The sequence below is a fragment of the Pseudomonas citronellolis genome (assembly GCF_029335315.1).
GTDB lineage: Bacteria > Pseudomonadota > Gammaproteobacteria > Pseudomonadales > Pseudomonadaceae > Pseudomonas > Pseudomonas citronellolis_A.
The window spans coordinates 1-20,767 of sequence record NZ_JARJLT010000037.1; the positions used below are offsets into that span (position 1 = coordinate 1).

A 20,767-nucleotide genomic window follows, 5' to 3' on the forward strand; every position below is an offset into this window, starting at 1 on the left:
ACTGCGCCCCGCGGAACATGATCGCGTTGCTGTCGGTGGAGGTCGCGTCGTAGGTGCCGTTGGTGTTGGCCTCGCTGGTGACGTCGTTGCCGTTCTTGTCGAGGATCTGGTACTGGGTGCCGCTGAGCACGTTCAGGGTGTAGGGCGCGCCGGCGCGGAAGCTGGCGTTGTAGCTGGAGTCGCTGGTGACCGTGCCCTGGGACAGGAAGGCGCGCTGCACGCCATCGGCGTTGGGGTTGCTGGTCAGCGAGCTGACCGTGCGGCTGGCGTTGGCGGCCATCTCGAAGATGCTCCAGCCACTGTCGGTGGTCGGCATCAGCAGGTTGTCCGAGACCTGCAGGTTCAGCGTGCTCTGGTCGCCCTGGTAGCTGTAGCTGCCGTCGGCATTCTGGATGAACGGCTGCACCGTGCTCTTGCTGCCGGAGAACAGGTAGTTGCCGCTGGCGTCCTTGCTGTTCATCAGGGTCAGCAGCTGCTTCTGGATCTCGCCCAGCTCGTCGCTGATGGCGCCGCGGTCCTCGTCGCTCAGCGAGCCGTCGCCGGCGCGCAGGGTCAGTTCGCGGGCGCGCTGCAGGGAGGTGTTGATCGAGTCGAGGACGCTCTGTTCCTGGTTCAGGCTGTTGGTGGCCGTGGTGGTGTTGCCGCTGTACTGGGTCAGCATCGCCTGCTGCTGTTGCAGCTGCAGCAAACGCGCGGCGCCGACGGGGTCGTCGGCCGGGGTCTGGATGCGCACGCCGCTGGCGATCTGCTCCTGGGTCTTGGCCAGGCTGGCGTAGCCGCGGTTGTAGTTGTCGATGTTGGAGCTGAAGATCTGCGGGGTGGAAATGCGCATCACGGCCGCCTCAGATGTTGTTGATCAGGGTGTCGAAGAGGGTCTGCGCGGTCTTGATGATCTGCGCGGAGGCCGTGTAGTACTGCTGGAACTTCACCAGGTTGGCCGCCTCTTCGTCGAGGTTCACCGCCGACAGCGAGTCGCGGCTGTTCTGCGCCTGGGTCAGCACCGCGTCGGTGGCGGTGGCGTCCAGCTGGGCCTGGTTGGCCTGGGCGCCGACCGTCTCGGTCAGGCTGCTGTAGGCGCCGGTCAGGCTCATGCCGCTGCCACTGCCGGTGCCGCTGCCGACGGTCTTGGCGCTCTGCAGGTCGATCAGTTTCTGCGCGTTGCCGTTGTCGGCGTCGCCGTCGGCGTTGAAGGCCACCGAGAAGCTGTCGCCCTCCCCCGGGTAGCCGGCGATGGTGGTCTGGAAGCTGAACGACGGCGTACCGGGAACAGTCACGCTGATGTCGTTGCTCTGCCCCGGCACGATGCTGCCGGTGCCCAGCGAGTTACCCGCCGAATCGTAGATGGTGTAGCCCTGGGTGCCGCCGCTGGCGGCGTCGAACACCAGCTTCACCGGCAGCCCGGCCTGGATCGCCGAGGACAGCGCCGCACTGTTGCTGGCGTCGAGCTCGGTGGTCAGGCCGGTACCGCTGATGGTGCCGCTGCCGATGTTGCCGGTGGTCGAGGTGGCCACCACCGGCGAGGCGAAGGCCAGGCGGTTGGAGTCGGTCATGCTCACCGAGATGTCCGCCGCCGCGGTGCGCGTCGGGATCACCGTGAAGCGGTCGCCGGCCTGCACGGTGCCGACGCTCTGCTGGCTGATGCTGAAGCCGTCGAATTCCTGCGGCGGGCTGTCGGTCAGGTCACCGCTGCCCAGCACCACGCCGTCGGAGGAACGCTTGACGGTGTAGCCGGTGGCCGAGGTGAAGGTCACTTCGTAGTCGCTGGTGGTCAGCGCGCTGCTGTCGTCGATGCTGACGTTGAGGTTGCCGGTGCCGGTGTTGTGCGCGTTGGCCAGGCTGCGGTTGCCGATCACGCTGGCGTCGTTGATGTCCTTGAACAGCTGCGCGCCGAAGTTGCCGTTGAGGTCCAGGCCCTGGGCCAGCTGGCTGTTGAAGGTGTCGGCGAGGACGACGGCCATGCGCCCGAGTTCGTTCTGGGTGGTGTCCAGCACGTCGCTGCGATAACGCAGCAGCCCGCCCATCTGCCCGCCGGTGACCACCGAGGTGACGTCCATGCTGGAGCTGCCGGAGCTCAAGGTCAGGCTGTACTGCCCCGGATTGCTGGCGCTGGGGCCGGCGCTCAGGGTGGAGGCGTTGCTGCCCACCACCAGCGGCTGGCCGGAACCCAGGTAGAGGTTGTAGTTGCTGCCCTGCTTGACCACGCTGACGCCGATCATGTCGGACAGCTGCACCACCGCCTGGTCGCGCTTGTCCTGCAGGTCGTTGGCGCTGGCGCCGGCGGATTCGGCGGCGGTGATCGCCTGGTTGTACTTGGCGATGGTCTTGGCCAGGTCGCTCACCTGCCCGGCCAGGCTGTCCATCTGCGTATTGACCAGGCTGTTCTGCGAGCCCAGCTGGGTGGAGATCGAGTTGAAGCGCTGCGCCAGGTTGCTCGCCTGGGTCAGCACCAGCTGCCGCGAGGCGGCGTCGGTCGGCGAAGCGGCGGCGGTCTGCAGCGAGGCGAAGAAGTTCTGCATCACCGAGGACAGGCCGGTGGTGCTGTCCGACAGCAGCGAGTCGATCTGGTTGACCTGGGTGAGGTAGGTCTGCGCGTCGCTGTTCACCGCGGTGGCGCCGCGCAGCTGGTTGGCCAGGAACTCGCTGTACAGGCGGCGCACGTCCTGCACCGTGGTGCCGGTGCCGACGTAGTACTGGCCGGCGAACTGCGAGGCCGAAGAGACCTGCGTCGACTGCTGGCGGGTATAGCCGGCGGTGTCGACGTTGGTGATGTTGTTGCCGGTGGTGCTCAGCGCCGTCTGCGAGGCGGTGAGACCGGACAATCCTATGGACAGCAGGCTCATGGGCTTTCCTTAGAGGGTGCGGGTCGGGCCGTCGGCCATGGCGACGGCCTGGTACACCTGCATCTGCTTGGCGATCTGGGAAACCTTGCGCGCGTATTGCGGGTCGGTCGCGTAGCCGGCGTGCTGCAGTTCCTTCATGAACTGCTCGGGGCGCGCGGCGGAGTCCAGCGCGCCCTGGTAGCGGTCGTTGTTCTGCAGGAAGCTGACGTAGTCCTGGAAGCTCTGCTCGAACGAGTTGTAGGCGCGGAACGACGCCACTTCCTTGACCTGCTTGCCGTTGGCGTACTCGCTGGTGACGGCGCGGGCGGAGTCGCCCTGCCAGCTGGAACCGCTCTTGATGCCGAACAGGTTGTGGCTGCTGCTGCCATCGCGCTGGGCGATCATTTTCTTGCCCCAGCCGGTTTCCAGCGCGGCCTGGGCCACCAGGTAGCGTGGGTCGACGCCGATGCGCTTGGCCGCGCGTTCGGCCATCGGCAGCATGGTGGAAACGAAATCGTCGGCCGAGGCGAACATGGACTTGCCCGGCTTGGTGGAGATGGCCGAGGTATCGGCGACTGCGGCGCTGTCGGCCTGTTTCTGGTAGCCGCGCGCATTGCGCCAGTCGTTGCCGGCCAGTTGCTTCGGCTGGCTGCCGGCGCTGGCGCTGGTGTCCGGCACTATGCCGGCGGCCACGCGCTGCGCGAGCTTGCCCGGCAGCGCCAGGCGGCGGGCGTTCAGGGCCTGGCGGTCGTCGCGGCCGGCTTCGGGCTGCGGCAAGGGTTTGCCGCTGGAGGACCACAGGCTCTTCGCCTGCTGCCGCTCGGACATGGCCTGCCCGGCCGTGGTCGCCTGGGTGCCAGTGGCCTGGGCCGCATCGAGGGTGGTCTGGGTCTTGGCGAAGGGGTTGCCGCCGTCGTGGCGCACGCCCTGCATCTTCTCCATCTGCTTGACCAGCACGTCGGCCAGGCCGATGCCATGTCCCTCGCGCGACAGGGACACCGACAGCTGGTGGTCGTACATGTCCTGGTACTGCTTGGTGGTCTCGCTGTTGAGCGGGTTGTCCTTGGCGAACACCTCGTTGGCCGAGCGCATCGACTTGAGCATCTCGTTGAGGAACAGCGACTCGAACTCCTGGGCCACCTTGCGGATGTTGCCCTGGCTGTTGCGGTCGCCGCCCTTCAGCTGGCTGAGGCGGTTGAGGTCGGTGTAGGCCTGGCTGTCGCCAGAGCGGGTGCCGGGGTTGAGCAAGCGTGCGTCCATGGCGGCGTCCTCAGATCACGATCAGCTCGGCCTGCAACGCGCCGGCCTGCTTCAGGGCTTCGAGAATCGCCATCAGGTCGCTGGGCGCCGCGCCCACCTGGTTCACTGCGCGAACGATCTCGTCGAGGGTGGTACCCGGGCCGAACTTGAACATCGGCTTGGCCTCCTGCTGGGCGTTGACCCGCGAACGCGGGACCACCGCGGTCTGACCGCCGGACAGCGGGCCCGGCTGGCTGACGATCGGGTCTTCGGTGATGGTCACGGTGAGGCTGCCATGGGTCACGGCGGCCGGCGACACGTGGACGTTCTGGCCGATGACGATGGTGCCGGTGCGCGAGTTGATGATGACCTTGGCCACCGCCTCGCCGGACTGGATCTCCAGGTTCTCCAGCACCGACATGTAGTCCACCCGCTGGTTCGGGTCGAGCGGCGCGCTGACCCGCACCGAGCCGCCGTCGATGGCCTGGGCCACGCCCGGGCCGAGCATGTCGTTGATGCGGTCGACGATGTGCTTGGCGGTGGTGAAGTCGGGGCGGTTGAGGTTCAGGGTCAGGCTGTTGCCCTGGTCGAAGCCGCTCGGCACCGCGCGCTCGACGGTGGCGCCGGAGGGGATGCGCCCGGCCGAAGGAACGTTGACGGTGATCTTCGAGCCGTCGCGGCCCTCGGCGTCGAAGCCACCCACCACCAGGTTGCCCTGGGCGATGGCGTAGGTCTGGCCGTCGATGCCCTTGAGCTGGGTCATCAGCAGGCTGCCGCCGCGCAGGCTCTTGGCGTTGCCGATCGAGGAGATGGTCACGTCGATGGTCTGGCCCGGCTTGGAGAACGGCGGCAGGTCGGCGTGCACCGATACCGCGGCGACGTTCTTCAGCTGCACGTTGCCGCTGCCGGCCGGCACCTTGATGCCGAACTGCGCCAGCATGTTGTTGAAGGTCTGCAGGGTGAACGGGGTCTGCGTGGTCTGGTCGCCGCTGCCGTTGAGGCCAACCACCAGGCCGTAGCCGATCAGCTGGTTGCTGCGCACGCCCTGGATGCTGGCGATGTCCTTCAGGCGCTCTGCCTGGGCCGCGAGCGCCAGGCAAGACAGGCCGAGCACGAGGAGCAGGCGGGAGAAGATCGACATCTCAGTTCACCTGCTCAGAACGGCCACAGCGGGCTGAGGAAGAAGCGGTCGAGCCAGCCCGGCTGGCTGGCGTCGGCGAAGGAGCCGGTGCCCGAATAGGTGATGCGCGCGTCGGCCACGCGGGTCGAGGACACGGTGTTGTCGGTGGCGATGTCGTCGGCGCGGATCAGCCCGGCGATGCGCACCAGCTCGTTGCCGGTGTTCAGGGTCATCCACTTCTCGCCGCGCACGGCGAGGATGCCGTTGGGCATGACTTCGGCCACGGTGACGGTGATCGAGCCGGTCAGGCTGTTGCTCTGCCCCGCCGCCGCGTCACCCTTGGCCTCGCGGTTGCCGCTGTACTCGGCGCTGAGGTCGAGGCTGCCACTGCCGAAGGGGTTGTTGGTCTTGGGCGAGCTGCCGAACAGCGAGGTGATCCCCATTTTGTTGCTGCTGTCCTTGGAGACGTCCGAGTTGGCCTTCTTGCTCGCCTGGGTCTTCTCGTTGAGGGTGACGGTGATGATGTCGCCCACGCGGAAGGCCTTGCGGTCGCCGTAGAGGCTGTTCTCGAACCCGGCCTGGTAGATGGAACCGTTGTTCTGCGCCGCCGGCATCGGGGTGCGCGGCATGACCGGTGCGTAATAGGGGTCGTCCGGCTTCGGCGGAGGACTGACGCACCCGGCCAGCGCGGCGATGGCCAGCAGCGGAAGGATGGGGGAACGGTTCATTGCAACTACCTCTCGGGGAGAGCTACTGACACTCCGGGCCGCGAGGCCCGGTCAATCATCAAAGGTTCTGGGTGATGAACGACAACATCTGGTCGGCGGTGGAAATCACCTTGGAGTTCATCTCGTAGGCGCGCTGGGTGGTGATCATGTTGACCATCTCCTCCACCACGCTGACGTTGGAGTTCTCCAAGGTGTTCTGCAGGGTGGTGCCGAGGCCGTTCAGGCCCGGGGTGCCGACCTGCGGCGCGCCACTGGAGGCGGTCTCCAGGAACAGGTTGTTGCCGGTCGCCTGCAGGCCCGCCGGGTTGATGAAGTCGGCGGTCTGGATGTTGCCGATGATCTGCGGCGTGGCGTTGCCGGCCACGGTCACCGAGACGGTGCCGTCGTTGCCGACGGTGAAGGTCTGGGTTTCCGCCGGCACCACGATGGCCGGTTCCAGGGCGTTGCCGTTGGAGGTGACGATCTGGCCGTCGGAGTTCAGGTGGAAGCTGCCGTCGCGGGTGTAGGCGACGGTGCCGTCCGGGGTCAGCACCTGGAAGAAGCCGCGACCGTTGACCGCCAGGTCCAGCGGGTTGTCGGTGGTCTGCAGGCTGCCGGCGGTGAAGTTCTTCTGGGTGCCGACGATGCGCACGCCGGTACCCAGCTGCAGGCCCGAGGGCAGCTGGCTGTCCTGGGTCGACTGGGCGCCGGGCTGACGCTTGATCTGGTACAGCAGGTCCTGGAACTCGGCGCGATCACGCTTGAAGCCGGTGGTCGAGACGTTCGCCAGGTTGTTGGAAATGGTGGTCAGGTTCATGTCCTGGGCGGACAGGCCGGTCTTGCTGACCCACAGTGCCGGAAGCATATCTATTCTCCTCGGGCGTCGGATTCATGACGCCTCGATCTGGTGATTAGCTAAGTTGCAAAACCCGCGCCATGGCCTGGGAGTCATCCTCGGCGGTGCGCATCATCTTCACGTGCAGCTCGAACTGGCGGGACAGCGCGAGGATCGAGGTCATCTCTTCCACGGCGTTGACGTTGCTCGCTTCGAGGAAGCCCGACTGCACGCTGGCGTTGGCGTCCATCTGCGGCGCGGCCTGGCCCTTCTTCATGCGGATCAGGCCGTCGGTGCCCTTCTCCAGCTGCTTCGGGTCGGGGGTGACCAGCTTGATGCGGTCGACGGTGGCCAGCGCGTTGGGGTTGTTGCCCTGGCCGCGAACGGTGATGGTGCCGTCTTCGCCGATATCGATCTTCTCTTCCGGCGGAATCGCGATCGGCCCGCCATTGCCCATGACCGGCATGCCGTCGCCGGTGCGCAGCTGGCCGAGGGCGTCGATCTCCAGGCTGCCGGTGCGCACGTAGGCTTCGCTGCCGTCCGGCGCCTGCACGGCGATCCAGGCGTTGCCCTTGGCGGCGACGTCGAGGTCGCGGCCGGTTTCCTGCAGCGCGCCGGGGGTGAAGTCGGTGGCTGGGCGTTCGCTCATGGCGAACACGCGCGCCGGAAAGCTGTCGCCGAAGATCGGCATCGCCCGCGCCTGTTCGAAGTCGCGGCGGAAACCGGTCGTGGAGATGTTCGCCAGGTTGTTGGCGTGAGCCTGCATGGCCAGGGTGTTCTGGCTAGCTCCGCTCATGGCGACGTACAGCATTCTGTCCAAGGCAATCCTCCCATGCCGGGTCGAATTCCCGGCGCTGCTGGAGGGACTTCAGCAAGGCCTGTGCCAGAATTGAAAAAATCGCGCAAAGCGCTGATACGAAAGGGGTTACACAAAAGAAAAGGCTCCCGAAGGAGCCTCGATGGCCGTCAGGCGGCGAGGGACTGCCGCCTGCGGCAAGGGGACGTTGCCGCCATCAACGGATGTTGATGATGGTGTCGGAGATGGTGCTTTCGGTCTGTACCGTCTTGGCGTTGGCCTGGTAGTTGCGCTGCGCCACGATCAGGTTCACCAGCTGCGCGGTGAGGTCGACGTTGGACTCTTCCAGCGAGCCCGAGCCCACCGAGCCGAGGGTGCCGGACGTCGGCGTGCCGACCACCGCCTCGCCGGAGGCCAGCGACTGTTTCCAGGCGGTGTTGCCCACCGGGGTCAGGCCCTGGGTGTTGGCGAAGTTGGCCAGCACCAACTGGCCGATCACCTTGGACTGGCCGTTGGTGTAGGTGGCATACATCTGCCCGTCCTCGGCAACCGAAAGACCCGACATCTGCCCGGTGGCGTAACCGTCCTGGGTCACCGCGGTAACCGCGAAGCTGGCGTTGGTCTGGGTGGTCTTGGTCATGTCGATGCTGATGCCGCCGGTGGCCGCCGCCGCACCGTTGGCACCCCAGGTCACCGGGTTGGTGGTGGAGTCGGTGATCGACGCCGGCACCCAGCCATTGAGGGTCAGGGTGTTGTCGGCGTTGACGGTCATGTCGGTGGAGGTGATGCCGGTCAGCTGGCCGGCGCTGTTGAAGGCCACCTGGCTGGTCATCGGGGTGGTGCTGGTCGGGTCGGTCGGCGAACGGCCATCCACCAGGGTGTACATGCTCCAGTTGTTGCTGCTGTCCTTGGCGAAGTAATTCGTCATGGTGTGCGAGTTGCCCTGGGAGTCGTAGATGTCCACCGAGGTCGACCAGTTGTAGCTGCTCGAGTCGCTGGCGTCGAACGGCGTGGTGGTCGGCGTGGTGGCGGCCGAGTTCAGGCTCAGGGTCGAGGTGATCTTCGAGGTCGGGCTCGGCGGCTGGTTGGCGGTGTCGACCTTGAGGTCGGTGATCACACCGTTGACCACCGAGCCATTGGCGTTGACGCCGTAACCCTGCAGGCGGTTGCCCGAGCCGTCGACGATGTAGCCGCTGGCGTCGGTGTTGAAGGTGCCGTTGCGGGTGTACAGGCGGCTGCCGTTGTCACTGACCATGAAGAAGCCGTTGCCGCTGATGGCCAGGTCCAGGCTGCGCCCGGTGGAACTCAGGTTGCCCTGGGTGAACTGTTGCGACACCGACTGGGTGATGACCCCGCTGCCGATGGCGTTGCGCCCGGTGCCGAGCATCGACGAGGCGTAGAGGTCGGCGAACTCGGTGCGCGACGACTTGAAGCCGGTGGTCCCGACGTTGGCGATGTTGTTGCCGGTCACGTTCAGGTCCGTGCTCGCGGCGTTCAAACCACTCAGGGCGGTATTGAAAGACATGGTCAGCTCCCGTGCCGAAGGACGGCGTTATTTTCCGATGGTCTGGACGCTGGAGGCGGAGACACTGCCGATGCCAGCGAGATTGAGGGTCATTTCCCCGCCGTTCTGGCCCAGCGTGACGCTGTTGACCGTGGCCGGCAGGTAGGTGGTCAGGGCGGTACTGGTACCGTCCAGGGTGGCCGTGGCCTTGATGGTGTAGGCGCCGGCGTCCACCTGCGTGCCGCTGTCGTCCTTGCCGTCCCAGGTGAAATCGATGTTGCCGGCCTTCTGCGTGCCCATGTCGATGGTGCGCACCAGGCTGCCGTCCGAGTCGTAGATCTTCAGGGTCACGCCGTCGCCGTTGGACGGCATCACCAGGCTGCCGTCGACCCCGGCGGAGGGGTCGTCGACCTGCACCTTGCTGGAGTTGACGATCACCGAGCGGCCGACCAGCGACGAGGCCTGCAAGGCCTGCGAGGACTGGAACGAGGAATAGAAGTTGCCCAGGGTGGTATCCAGGTTCTCCATGCTTTCCAGGCTGGAGAACTGGGCCAACTGGGACACGAACTGGGTGTTGTCCTGCGGGTCCAGCGGGTTCTGGTTGTTCAGCTGGGTGACCAGCAACTGCAGGAAGGAATCCTTGCCCAGCGCGCTGGTGCCGGTCTCCGAAGTGGACGACGACGAACTCGACGACCCGGCATTGAGTGCCGAGAGGATCGAGTTCGAGGAACTGCTGGTGCTATCGATGCTCATGGGGCGTCCTCTGCGCTCACTGACCCAGGGTCAGGACCTTCTGCATCATCTGTTTGGCGGTGTTCATCATTTCCGCGTTGCTCTGGAACGAGCGGCTGGCGGAGATCATGTCGGCCATCTCCTCCACCACGTTGACGTTGGGGTAGTACACATAGCCCTCGGCATTGGCCGCCGGGTGGTTCGGTTCGTAGCGCGGCACCAGCGGGCTCTGGTCCTCGATCACGCCCAGCACCTGCACGCCGCTGCCGGCCTGGTCGGTGTCCTGGAACAGCGAGCCCTGGCCGTTCTGCGCCTGCTGGAAGGTGGCGGAGAACACCGGATGGCGCGCACGGTAGGTCTTGTCGAGGCTCGAGGAGACGCTCTCGGCGTTGGCGATGTTCGACGCGGTGGTGTTCAGACGGGTGGTCTGGGCACTCATGCCGGTACCGGCGATGCTGAAAACACTGGCAAGGGACATGGCGATCACTCTCCGCGCAGGGCGCCCATCAGGCCTTTGAACTTGCTGTTGAGGAAGGTGAAGCTGGCCTGGTACTGCACGGCGTTCTGCGCGTAGTTGGCCTGCTCCATCTGCTCGTCAACGGTGTTCTGGTCGATGGACGGGTGGGTCGGGATGCGGTACTTCAGCGAGTCGTCGCCCAGGGCCACACCGTCGGCTTCGATGTGCCGGGTATTGGTCAGGGTGGTGCTGAAGGTACCGTTCTTGGCCTTGTCGGCCTGCGCCGCAAGCACCGAGGCGAAGTCCAGGTCACGCGCCTTGTAGTTCGGCGTGTCCGCGTTGGCCAGGTTGTTGGCCAGCACTTCGGCGCGCTGCGAGCGGAAGCTGAGCGCTTGTGCGTGGATGCCGAGGGCGGAGTCGAAGCTGATGCTCATGGTCACGAACCTGTTTGCCGGTGTGGGCTTGCGATCACTTCAGCAAGGTGCGTGCCAGATTTTAAAATCCTTATAAATCAATGCATTGCGCGATTCTTACCGGCGGCAATGAGCGGCTAAACGCGGCAAGCGGCAAAGGCTTACCGCCCGGCGGCAATGGATTTCTGGTGGATTTCAGGGGAAGCGAGCGCCGTTGGCGCTGCCACATGGCGCGCGCGGGAGCCCTGTCCTCACCGTAGGAGCCGGCCATGCCGGCGAATCGCGCGCAGGGCGCGCTCCTACGGCTCAGCGGGGCCGATGCGTCACTTGGCCTTGTAGATGATCCCCGGGTTGCACTGGACCATCTGGTAGTGGTCGGGCAGCCCATTGAGCGCCTCGGAGGCGCCGAGGAACAGGTAGCCGCCGGGCTTGAGCGCGGCGTGCATGCGCAGCAGGATGTCGCGCTTGACCTCGGCGGAGAAGTAGATGAGCACGTTGCGGCAGAAGATCAGGTCGAACTTGCCGAGGGTGGCGTAGCTCTCCAGCAGGTTCAGCGCGCGGAACTCCACACGGCTCTTGATCGCCGGCTTCACCGCCCAGCGCCCCGGCCCCTTGCTGTCGAAGTAGCGCTGCAGGCGCTCCTGGGACAGGCCGCGGCCGATGGCCAGGCTGTCGTACTCGCCGGCGCGGCAGGCGTTGAGCATGGAGCCGGAAAGGTCGGTGGCGACGATCTGCACCCCGGCCTTGAGCTGGCCAAGGTTGGTCCGCTCGAACTCATCGATGGTCATCGACAGCGAATAGGGCTCCTGCCCCGACGAGCAGGCCGCCGACCAGATGCGCAGGCGCTGCCCCGGCGCGGCCTTGATGGCCTCGGCGAGGATGCGGTTCTTCAGCACTTCGAAGGGATAGGTGTCGCGGAACCAGAGGGTTTCGTTGGTGGTCATGGCGTCCACCACCTGCTCGCGCAGCTGGCTGCGGACCTGGATCTTCTGCACCAGCTCACCCAGGGACTTGATGCCCTGCTGTTCCATCAGCTTGTTCAGGCGACTGGTGACCAGATACTGCTTGTTGGCACCCAGCACGATGCCACAGGCCTTCTCCAGGAAATCCCGGAACAGCTCGAATTCCATGTTGGTCGATGTCACCGATCACGCCTCTTTCCAGTTGGCCGCGCGCCAATCCGAACGCACGGCGTCGGCCGGGGTCGCCCCCGGCCATGGGCGGCCGCCAGCCGCCCGTTGCAGACTACCCGAAGCGCCCTCCGCTCAGCGCGCGTCCACCGCCTTGATGCGCTCGACAACGCGCGCAGCCAGGTCGTCGGGACGGAACTTGGCGAGGAAGTCGTTGGCGCCGACCTTGCGCACCATCGCCTGGTTGAACACCCCGGACAACGAAGTATGCAGGAGAATGTGCAGGTCCTGCAGCCGCGGATCGTGTCGAATCTCCGCGGTGAGGGTGTAGCCATCCATTTCCGGCATCTCGATGTCGGAGATCACCATCAGCAGTTCCTGGTCGGGCCTGCCGCCGGCGTCCAGCATCTGTTGAAGGTAGTCCAGCGCCTGGCGGCCGTCATTCAGCGCCAGCACTTCCACGCCGACCGTCTCCAGGCAGCGGATCAATTGCTTGCGCGCCACCGAGGAGTCGTCCACCACCAGCACCCGCTTGGTCACCGCGCTGGCCTGGGTGTCGGAATCCACCACGCCCTCGGAGATGTCCTCGCTGGTCGGCGCGACCTCGGCGAGGATTTTCTCCACGTCGATGATCTCCACCAGTTGCTTGTCCACCCGCGTCACCGCCGTCAGGTAGTGGTCGCGGCCGGTGCCCTTGGGTGGCGGATGGATCTCCTCCCAGTTCATGTTGACGATGCGCTCCACCGAATGCACCAGGAAGCCCTGCACCTTGGTGTTGTACTCGGTGATGATCACGAAGCTGTTGTCGATCTCGCGCAATCCGCGACGGCCGGTGGCCATCGACAGGTCGAGGATCGGGATGGTGCCGCCACGGATGTTCGCCACACCGCGCACCACAGGGCTGGACTTGGGCATCACGGTCAGGCGCGGGCACTGCAGCACCTCCTTGACCTTGAACACGTTGATGCCATACAGCTGGCTGCCGTCCAGCCGGAACAGCAGTAATTCCAGACGATTCTGCCCAACCAGCTGCGTCCGCTGGTTGACCGAATCCATGACTCCGGCCATTGCGCCCCCTGCATTTCCACCGCGCCGCGAAGCGGCGACCGGCACGAGCCTTGCTTGTGTCCTGGCATGAAACTGCCAACGACGTTTTTCCGACGGTCCCGAATCCATGCCCGCTCGCTCTGTGCAGCGCTCGGCATGCTGGGGATATTCGCCCCGGGACCGGCCTGGGCCGACAACTTTACCGCACCCGAAATCCTTATCGGCTCCACCCAGGGCTTTCTTGAGTTCAAGGTGGAAGATTATCTGCAACGCAGCGGCATAGAGGCACGCTACGAGATCGAGGTGGCGCGCCTGGATCCGCGCCTGCGCCTGGCGGCCTGCGACAAGGACCTGAGCCAGTCGCTGGAAAGCCCGGCGCAACCGGTTGGCCGGGTCTCGGTGCAGGTGCGCTGCGACGGCTCCTCGCCCTGGTCGGTGTACGTCCCGGCCCAGGTCAAGCTGTTCCGCCAGGTGGTGGTCACCACCCTGCCGCTCAAGCGCGACCATGTACTGGAGGACGGCGACGTCAGCCTGGTGGAGCGCGACATCGGCCTGCTCAGCCAGGGCTACCTGACCGACCCGCAGCAGGCCGTGGGGCAGAAGCTCAAGCGGCCGACCACCGCCGACCAGATCATCGCCCCGGTGTTCCTCGAACAGGCCGCGGCGGTGCGCAAGGGCGACCAGGTGGTGATCCGCGCGCGAACCAGCACGGTCAACGTGGTGATGCCCGGCGAAGCCATGGCCGACGGCGTGCCCGGCGAGCAGATTCGCGTGCGCAACCTGCGCTCGCAGCGCATCATCAGGGCACGGGTCGTGGAGCCCGGTGCGGTCGAGGTCACGCTATAGCGTCGGAAGTCTGGCGCTTTGCCACCGGCCTTCACTAAACTGTGCAAGGGCGCACGAAAATCCGCTCTAAAGTTTTGCGGATGTCAGCCGAAACCTTCAGGCAAGCGTCCTAAACCGCAGAGGTTCATATCATGGTCATCGACTTCAACCGGCTGAACAATGCCAGCGCGCCGGTCTCCACCGGCAGCACCGGCAAAGCCCAGTCCGGCCGCAGCGAAGCCGCCGGCGAAAGCGCCAGCAGCGCGCCGGCCGCTGGCAGCGGTGAGTCCGTGCAACTGAGCAGCACCGCCCAACAATTGCAGAAAGCCAGCGACCAGCTGAAAGACCAACCCGTCGTCGACTCGGACAAGGTCGCGCGGCTGAAGCAGGCCATCGCCGATGGCAGCTACCAGGTCGATAGCCAGAAGGTCGCCGGCAAGCTGCTCGACTTCGAATCCCAGCGCTGAGCGCGGGATTCCCCACGGACGCCCGGGACGCCGAGTCGATATGCCCAACGCCGCCCTGCTCCACCTCATCACCGAAGATATCGGCGCCAGCGAACAACTGCTGCAGCTGATCGAGGACGAGTACCACGCCCTTGAGGCGCGCGACCTGGAGCGCCTGGACGTGCTGCTCGGCGCCAAGCTGCCGCTGTTGCAACAACTGGAGCAGAACGGTCGCCGGCGCAGCGAAGCGCTGCGCCAGGCCGGCGTCAGCGACGACCGCGCCGGCCTCACCGCGCTGGCCGCGCAAGGCCGCGTGGAAGCCGCCACGGTGGAACTCAGCGAGCGCCTGGCGGCGCTGTTCGAAGCCTGCCAGCAGGCCAACCTGCGCAACGGCCGGATCATCCGCAACAACCAGCACGCCACCGGGCGCCTGCTGGACATCCTCCGCGGCCAGGACATCCCCAGTCTCTACGACCGTCGCGGCGGCGCCACCCAGAGCAACCGCCAACGTCCCCTCAGCCAGGCCTGAGCGCCTGGCGTCCGGCAGGGCGATGCGGCAGAATGCCACCGCCCTGCGTAAAAATTCCTACACTAAAATAAGCACAACTGGAGACCCAAGGACCGTGGCAAGCCCGTTCGCCGAGGAAAATGGCCCGCAGCCGCCGAAGACGCTGAAGGCGCCCGTGGAGATTCAGGCCAACCTGCGAACCCTGATGGACAGCCATGATCCGCTGGTGGTCACCTTCGCCGACCGCAACCAGCGCTTCCAGAGCTTCGTCATCGCGGTGGATCGCGAGCGCAACCAGCTGGCCCTCGACGAGCTGATCCCCAACGACGGCGAGCGCTTCCTGCAGAATGGCGAGAACTTCCGCATCGAAGCCTTCCACGAAGGCGTGCGCATCGCCTGGGATTGCCAGCAGAACGCCAACTTCAGTGAACTGGATGGCGCTCGCTGCTACTGGCTGCCGCTGCCGGCGGAAATGCTCTACCACCAGCGCCGCAACGCCTACCGCGCCGCGCTCAAGCAGACCCAGCAAGTGGCCGTGGAACTGAGCGGCGACAAACTCAAGAACGCCATCGGCGGCAACCTGCTGGACATCTCCGCCACCGGCTGCAAGGTGCGTTTCAGCGGCGATGTGCACGAGCGCCTGCAGGCCGGGCAGATCTACGAGCGCTTCACCGCCCGCCTGCCTTTCGGCGCGATCACCCTGCAAGTGGAACTGCGCCACGTGCACTTCGACGAGAAGGCCAACGCCAGCTTCGCCGGCCTGCGCTTCCACCGCATGAGCGGGCTGGAGCAGCGCCACATCGAGCGCTTCGTCTACCAGTTGCAGCGCGAAGCGCGGCGCTTCGAGAAAGACGAGCTCTTCTAAGAGCCTGTTTACTATCTCCCGAGCTAGAGCAGAACAAGGCAGAAACAGGCGAGTGAGCGCAGTTTAGGCCGCTAAATGAGCATCGCTCGCCTGTTTTAAACGCAGTTGTGCCGACGCGCAGCAGATCGTAGACAGGTTCTACTTCTCCAGCCACCCTACCCCGGGCGGCTCTCTTCTTCGGCTTCGGCGTCACCGGCCTTCACCGGCTCCGCGGGCGCGGGGGTGACCTTCATCTGCTCTTCCACGGTCGCGTCGTCCACGCGCGGGTCGAGCGCCGCCGACAGCGGCGAAGTGGCCAGGCTGTCCGGCGTGGCCACATGCTTGACCGGTGCCTCGTCGACCCGGTGCAGGCCGCTGACCTTCTCCGGCCGCACGCGCCAGATGATGATCAGCGCGCAGGCGGCGGCGAAGGCGTAGAGCATGTTCGGCCCCAACTGGCGCATCAGCGCGCCGGCGGCCAGCGGGCCGACGCAGGCGCCGACGCCGAAGGTGACCAGCAGCATGGCGGTCAGCGACACGCGCCGCTCACCCTCGACGTGGTCGTTGGAGAAGGCCACGGCCAGCGGGTACAGGGTGAACTGCACCAGGCAGACCATGAAGCCCATCGGCACCATCGCCTCCATCGGCAGCTCGGGCAGCGCCGCCAGCGGCAGCGCGAACACCAGCAGCAGGATGCCGGCGTTGCGGATCAGCATGGCGCGGTCGTAGCGGTCCGATAGCCAGCCCAACGGCCACTGCACCAGCAGCCCGGCGAAGATGCACACGCCCATGAACACGCCGATCTGCTCGACGCTCAGGCCCTGCTCGGTGGCGTACAGCGGCGCCAGGCCGTAGAACGAGCCAATCACCAGCCCGGAGACCAGCACCGTGGTCAGCGACTGCGGCACCCGCTGGATGAAGAAACGCGGCTCCAGCGGCGCCGGGCGCAGCGGCGCGGGGTGCATCTTGTGGGTGATCGACACCGGGATCAGCGACAGCGCGAACGCCAGCGCGATCATCATCGGCAGGTCCGGCCCCAACCCCGGATGCAGCACCAGGATCAGCTGCCCGCACACCAGGCCGAGGTAGGAAAACACCATGTAGCCGGCGAACACCGCGCCGCGCTGGCGCGCCTCGGCCTGCTCGTTGAGCCAGCTCTCGATGACCATGTACTGGCACATCATGCCCAGGCCGATCAGGGTCCGCAGCAGCAGCCAGATCTCCGGCCAGGACGTCAGGCCGATGCCCAGCACCGCCGCGACCACCAGGCCGCCGCAGGCGACGTAGGCGCGGATATGGCCGACCCGGGCGATCAGCCGGTGGCCGATCTTGCCGCCCAGGACCAGGCCCAGGTAGTAGGCCGCCATCATGGCGCCGATCCACAGGCCGTCGACCTTTTCCGCGGCCAGGCGCAGCCCCAGGTAGGTACTCAGCAGGCCGGAGCCGGTCAACAGGCAGATGGTGGCGAAGTAAAGCGCACGGAAGGCTGTGAAAATCCGCATCGGACCTCCGGTCCAAGACGGGCGGCGCGGGGCCGCCGTACTACACAAAGCCGCCCGCGCGAAGGCGGGCGTTCGCTACCAGCCTAGAGCCTGCCGCAGGGCGCGTCGAGAGCTTTTGGCGGTGACGCGGAGGCCAAGGTCGCCCACGGCTAAGCCGGCGGTCGGGGCCCGCCGAAACGGGCCCCGAGGGGCTCACGCCTGGGCCGCGAGGACGCGTCGCTCCCAAGGGGTGATTTCGTCGAAGAAGCTGGTCAGTTCCATCTCCTTGCTGGCCACGTAGCCGTCGACGAACTCGGCGCCGAACATCTGCCGCGCCAGGGCGCTGCGCTTCAGGCGGCGCAGGGCGTCGTACATGGTGCAGGGCAGCAGCAACTCATCGGGCACCTCGAACTCGCCCTGGATCGCCGCGCTGGGCTCCAGTTCGCGCTCGATGCCGTGCAGGCCGGCGGCCAGGCTGGCGGCGATGGCCAGGTAGGGGTTGGCGTCGGCCCCCGGCAGGCGGTTCTCCACGCGGCGCGCCACCGGCGGGCTGGCCGGAATGCGCAGGCCGGCGGCGCGGTTGTCGTGGGACCAGCAGGCGTTGTTCGGCGAGGCGTAGGGGTGGCACAGGCGCTGGAACGAGTTGACGTTGGGCGCGAACAGCAGGGTGAAGTCCGCCAGGCAGGCCTGCAGGCCGCCGATGAAATGACGGAAGGCCGGGGTGGCTTCGCCGTCGGCGTCGCTGAAGATGTTGCGGCCTTCGCCGTCGACCACGCTCTGGTGGATGTGCATCGAGCTGCCCGGGGTCTTCGCCAACGGCTTGGCCATGCATACCACTATCAGGCCGTGCTTGAGCGCCACTTCCTTGAGCAGGTGCTTGAACAGGAAGGTCTGGTCGGCCAGCAGCACCGGGTCGCCATGCAGGAAGTTGATCTCGAACTGGCTGGTGCCCATCTCGTGCATGAAAGTGTCGCGTTCCAGCCCCACCGCCGCCATGCAGCGGTAGACGTCCTCGAAGAACGGGCGCAGGCCGTTGTTGGAGGACACACTGAAGGCCGAGTGGCCCATCTCGCGGCGACCGTCCGGGCCCAGCGGCGGCTGGAAGGCCTCGCTCGGGTCGGGGTTGGGGGCGAAGACGAAGAACTCCAGCTCGGTGGCCACCACCGGCTGCCAGCCGCGCTCGGCGTAGCGCGCCAGCACCTGCTTGAGCAGGCCGCGGCTGGACAACCCGGAGGGCTTGCCGTCCAGCTCCACCGCGTCGCAGATGGCCAGGGCGCGCGGGCTGTCGCTCCACGGCAGGCGATGCACCTGGGTCGGTTCGGCGATCAGGGCCAGGTCGCCGTCGTCGCTGCCGTAGAAACGCGCCGGCGGGTAGCCGCCCATGATGCATTGCAGCAGCACGCCACGGGCCAGCTGCAGGCGCCGCCCGGAGAGGAAGCCCTCGCCGGTCATCACCTTGCCGCGCGGCACCCCGTTGAGGTCCGGGGTGACGCATTCGATTTCTTCGACTCCAGCCAGGCGCTCGGCGAGCGGGCTACGTCCTTCGCTAGTCATCACTTCTTATCCTTGTCATTCGGCCGCACAGACTGTGCGACCCGTACAAAATACGCACCGGTCGTTCGATATTTCAAGCAGGTGGATGAAGGGAGCTTCTGTAATCCCCCGTAGGAGCGGACTCCGTCCGCGATGGCCCGGCGCGAGGGCGGGAATCGCGGGCATGCCGGCAGAAACGAAAGCGCCGCCCCGAGGGGCGGCGCTTCGCTGAGCGGCGGGGCTCAGAACAGCTTGGTGAACAGCCAGTACAGCGACGCGGACAGCACGATCGCCGCCGGCAGGGTCAGCACCCAGGCCATCAGCAGGTTGCGGATGGTGCGCATCTGCAGGCCCGAGCCGTTGGCCGCCATGCTCCCGGCCACGCCGGAAGACAACACGTGGGTGGTGGACACCGGCAGGCCGTACATGTCCGCCGCGCCGATGGTGAGCATCGCCACCACCTCGGCCGAGGCGCCCTGGGCGTAGGTCAGGTGGCTCTTGCCGATCTTCTCGCCGACCGTCACCACGATGCGCTTCCAGCCGACCATGGTGCCCAAGCCCAGGGCGATGGCCACGGCGACCTTGACCCACAACGGGATGAAGCGGGTGGCGTCGTCGATCTTGCCCTTGAAGGCCATCAGCCGCGCCTGGGTGTCGGCGTCGAAGTTGCCGACCTTGTCCTTGTCCATCACACGGATGGTCTCGGAGGCCAGGTACATGTCGTTGCGCACGTTGGCCATGGCCTCGGCCGGCACCTTGGCCAGGCTGCCGTAGTTCTTCACTTCGCTGCCGATGCTGCCGGTCAGCGCGGCCAGCGACGGCACCAGGGCCGAGCTCACCGCGTGGGTGCGGATGTACTCGGACAGCACCGGCCGCGGGTCGGCCGGCGCCGCGCCTGGCGCGCTGGCCTGCAGGCCCTGCTGGGTGGCCTCGGCGAGCACCACGAAGGCGGTGGTCTGGTCGACCGGGATGGTGCGGTTCAGCGCGTAGGCCATGGGCACGGTGCCGATCAGGATCAGCATGATCAGGCCCATGCCCTTCTGCCCGTCGTTGGAGCCGTGGGCGAACGACACCCCGGTGCAGGTCAGCACCAGCAGGCCGCGAATCCACCAGGGCGGCGGCGCCTTGGCCTTGGGCGCCTTGTACAGCGCGCGGTTCTTCACCAGCAGGCGCAGGGCCAGGAGCAGCAGCGCCGAGCAGACGAAGCCGACCAGCGGCGAGAGCAGCAGCGAGTAGCCGACCTTGGTCGCCTGCGCCCAGTCCACGCCGCTGGTGCCGTCGCGGCCGTGCATCAGCGCGTTGGCCACGCCGACGCCGATGATCGAGCCGATCAGGGTGTGCGAGGACGACGCCGGCAGGCCCAGCCACCAGGTGCCGAGGTTCCACAGGATGGCGGCGATCAGCAGCGCGAAGACCATGGCGAAGCCGGCCGAGGAACCGACCTGCAGGATCAGCTCCACCGGCAGCAGGGCGATGATGCCGAAGGCCACCGCGCCGCTGGAGAGCAGCACGCCGAGGAAGTTGAAGCAGCCGGACCAGACCACCGCGAAGTGCGGCGGCAGCGAGTGCGTATAGATGACGGTGGCCACGGCGTTGGCGGTGTCGTGGAAGCCGTTGACGAACTCGAAGCCCAGGGCGATCAGCAGGGCCACGCCGAGCAGCAGGAAGGGCGTCCAGGTGTTGACCGCGCCGGCCACTTCGTCGACGTCGTGGATCAGGCTCCAGGCCGAGAACAGTAGGCCGACGGCCAGCAGCGCGTAGAACGCCAGGGCGGTGAGGCGACCGGGCTTGCCGTCGAGGTGTGGGCGGCCGCCGAGGGCGGCGGCGCCGTCACTGGCCAGGGTATCGGTGGTCATGCTGGTGGTCCGCTTGCGGGGGATGACCGCGCCAGCATGACGATGGAGTGTGACAATTTATGTCTGAGCTATTTATGTCTGAGCTATTTATGTCTGAGCTATCGACGAGGCCGGGCGGCGGATAACGTGGAACGTTATCCGCCCTACGCCAGGGTCGACCGCGACGTAGGGCGCATAACCGTTCGCGGTTATCCGCCGCCAGCCGTCGGCGCGGCGCTCAATAACGCTCCGGCACCACCATCTCGCCCGGCGTGGGAATGCGCACGTAGTCCGCGTGGCGCTGGCGCGCCGGCAGTTCGACGTGCAGGTGCCCCACTTCCTCGTAGGGCACCTGGCCCAGCAGGTGGCTGATGCAGTTCAGCCGCGCGCGTTTCTTGTCGTCGGCCTGTACCACCCACCAGGGCGCTTCGGCGATGTGGGTGCGCTCCAGCATGGTTTCCTTGGCCTTGGTGTAGGCCTCCCAGCGGCGCCGTGA

The 20,767-nt window shown here is 66.5% G+C and carries 20 protein-coding genes and 1 pseudogene; 4 read left to right on the forward strand and 17 right to left on the reverse strand.

The genetic code is table 11. The features are described 5' to 3' along the window. The 13 genes from flgL to P3W75_RS02910 all read right to left on the reverse strand — a co-directional run. Positions 1-832 (reverse strand): flagellar hook-associated protein FlgL (gene flgL, locus P3W75_RS02850; RefSeq protein WP_276225863.1); only part of this gene is annotated, 832 nt, incomplete at its 3' end. Between the two features lie 10 nt (positions 833-842). Further along, on the reverse strand, positions 843-2,840 hold the full coding sequence (gene flgK / locus P3W75_RS02855) for a flagellar hook-associated protein FlgK (protein ID WP_276225864.1): 1,998 nt from the start codon (positions 2,838-2,840) through the stop codon (positions 843-845). Positions 2,841-2,849: 9 nt separating this feature from the next. Next, positions 2,850-4,079 (reverse strand): flagellar assembly peptidoglycan hydrolase FlgJ, encoded by a 1,230-nt coding sequence (gene flgJ, locus P3W75_RS02860; protein ID WP_276225865.1) that lies wholly within the window; start codon positions 4,077-4,079, stop codon positions 2,850-2,852. A gap of 10 nt (positions 4,080-4,089) precedes the next feature. Further along, positions 4,090-5,199: a flagellar basal body P-ring protein FlgI gene (locus P3W75_RS02865; protein ID WP_276225866.1), complete on the reverse strand. Its 1,110-nt coding sequence runs from the start codon at positions 5,197-5,199 to the stop codon at positions 4,090-4,092. Between the two features lie 14 nt (positions 5,200-5,213). Next, on the reverse strand, positions 5,214-5,906 hold the full coding sequence (flgH, locus tag P3W75_RS02870; protein WP_276225867.1) for a flagellar basal body L-ring protein FlgH: 693 nt from the start codon (positions 5,904-5,906) through the stop codon (positions 5,214-5,216). A 58-nt stretch (positions 5,907-5,964) separates the two neighbouring features. Next, positions 5,965-6,750, reverse strand: a complete 786-nt coding sequence (gene flgG / locus P3W75_RS02875) for a flagellar basal-body rod protein FlgG (protein WP_276225868.1) — start codon at positions 6,748-6,750, stop codon at positions 5,965-5,967. Positions 6,751-6,796: 46 nt separating this feature from the next. After that, a complete protein-coding gene (gene flgF, locus P3W75_RS02880) occupies positions 6,797-7,540 on the reverse strand; it encodes a flagellar basal-body rod protein FlgF (RefSeq protein WP_276225869.1) in 744 nt (247 codons plus the stop codon). Positions 7,541-7,733: 193 nt separating this feature from the next. Continuing rightward, positions 7,734-9,041, reverse strand: coding sequence for a flagellar hook protein FlgE (gene flgE / locus P3W75_RS02885; RefSeq protein ID WP_276225870.1), 1,308 nt, complete (start codon positions 9,039-9,041; stop codon positions 7,734-7,736). 27 nt (positions 9,042-9,068) lie between these two features. Next, on the reverse strand, positions 9,069-9,773 hold the full coding sequence (gene flgD / locus P3W75_RS02890; protein WP_276225871.1) for a flagellar hook assembly protein FlgD: 705 nt from the start codon (positions 9,771-9,773) through the stop codon (positions 9,069-9,071). Positions 9,774-9,789: 16 nt separating this feature from the next. Continuing rightward, positions 9,790-10,230: a flagellar basal body rod protein FlgC gene (flgC, locus tag P3W75_RS02895; RefSeq protein WP_276225872.1), complete on the reverse strand. Its 441-nt coding sequence runs from the start codon at positions 10,228-10,230 to the stop codon at positions 9,790-9,792. Between the two features lie 5 nt (positions 10,231-10,235). After that, entirely contained in the window at positions 10,236-10,643 is a 408-nt protein-coding gene (gene flgB, locus P3W75_RS02900; RefSeq protein ID WP_276225873.1) for a flagellar basal body rod protein FlgB, read from the reverse strand. A gap of 302 nt (positions 10,644-10,945) precedes the next feature. Further along, complete coding sequence (gene cheR / locus P3W75_RS02905; protein ID WP_430765332.1) at positions 10,946-11,752, reverse strand: protein-glutamate O-methyltransferase CheR; 807 nt, start codon at positions 11,750-11,752, stop codon at positions 10,946-10,948. A gap of 135 nt (positions 11,753-11,887) precedes the next feature. Further along, positions 11,888-12,820 carry a chemotaxis protein CheV gene (locus tag P3W75_RS02910; RefSeq protein ID WP_276225875.1) on the reverse strand — a complete coding sequence of 311 codons (933 nt, stop codon included), beginning with the start codon at positions 12,818-12,820 and terminating at the stop codon, positions 11,888-11,890. Positions 12,821-12,955: 135 nt separating this feature from the next. Between P3W75_RS02910 and flgA the strand changes: the two genes are divergently transcribed. From flgA to P3W75_RS02930, 4 genes are all read left to right on the forward strand, one after another. Next, entirely contained in the window at positions 12,956-13,645 is a 690-nt protein-coding gene (flgA, locus tag P3W75_RS02915; RefSeq protein ID WP_276225876.1) for a flagellar basal body P-ring formation chaperone FlgA, read from the forward strand. A gap of 131 nt (positions 13,646-13,776) precedes the next feature. Continuing rightward, a complete protein-coding gene (gene flgM / locus P3W75_RS02920) occupies positions 13,777-14,091 on the forward strand; it encodes a flagellar biosynthesis anti-sigma factor FlgM (protein WP_276225877.1) in 315 nt (104 codons plus the stop codon). 40 nt (positions 14,092-14,131) lie between these two features. Next, positions 14,132-14,599, forward strand: a complete 468-nt coding sequence (locus tag P3W75_RS02925; RefSeq protein ID WP_276225878.1) for a flagella synthesis protein FlgN — start codon at positions 14,132-14,134, stop codon at positions 14,597-14,599. 94 nt (positions 14,600-14,693) lie between these two features. Then, complete coding sequence (locus P3W75_RS02930; RefSeq protein ID WP_276225879.1) at positions 14,694-15,443, forward strand: flagellar brake protein; 750 nt, start codon at positions 14,694-14,696, stop codon at positions 15,441-15,443. 155 nt (positions 15,444-15,598) lie between these two features. Here P3W75_RS02930 and P3W75_RS02935 read toward each other — a convergent pair whose 3' ends face one another. The 4 genes and pseudogenes from P3W75_RS02935 to P3W75_RS02950 form a co-directional block, all read right to left on the reverse strand. Continuing rightward, a complete protein-coding gene (locus P3W75_RS02935; protein WP_276225880.1) occupies positions 15,599-16,924 on the reverse strand; it encodes an MFS transporter in 1,326 nt (441 codons plus the stop codon). Between the two features lie 192 nt (positions 16,925-17,116). Then, positions 17,117-18,355, reverse strand: a complete 1,239-nt coding sequence (locus P3W75_RS02940) for a glutamine synthetase family protein (RefSeq protein WP_276225882.1) — start codon at positions 18,353-18,355, stop codon at positions 17,117-17,119. 323 nt (positions 18,356-18,678) lie between these two features. Continuing rightward, positions 18,679-20,292, reverse strand: a complete 1,614-nt coding sequence (locus tag P3W75_RS02945) for an inorganic phosphate transporter (RefSeq protein ID WP_276225881.1) — start codon at positions 20,290-20,292, stop codon at positions 18,679-18,681. A 217-nt stretch (positions 20,293-20,509) separates the two neighbouring features. After that, a pseudogene (locus P3W75_RS02950) lies at positions 20,510-20,767 on the reverse strand (polyphosphate kinase 2); the annotation flags it as partial.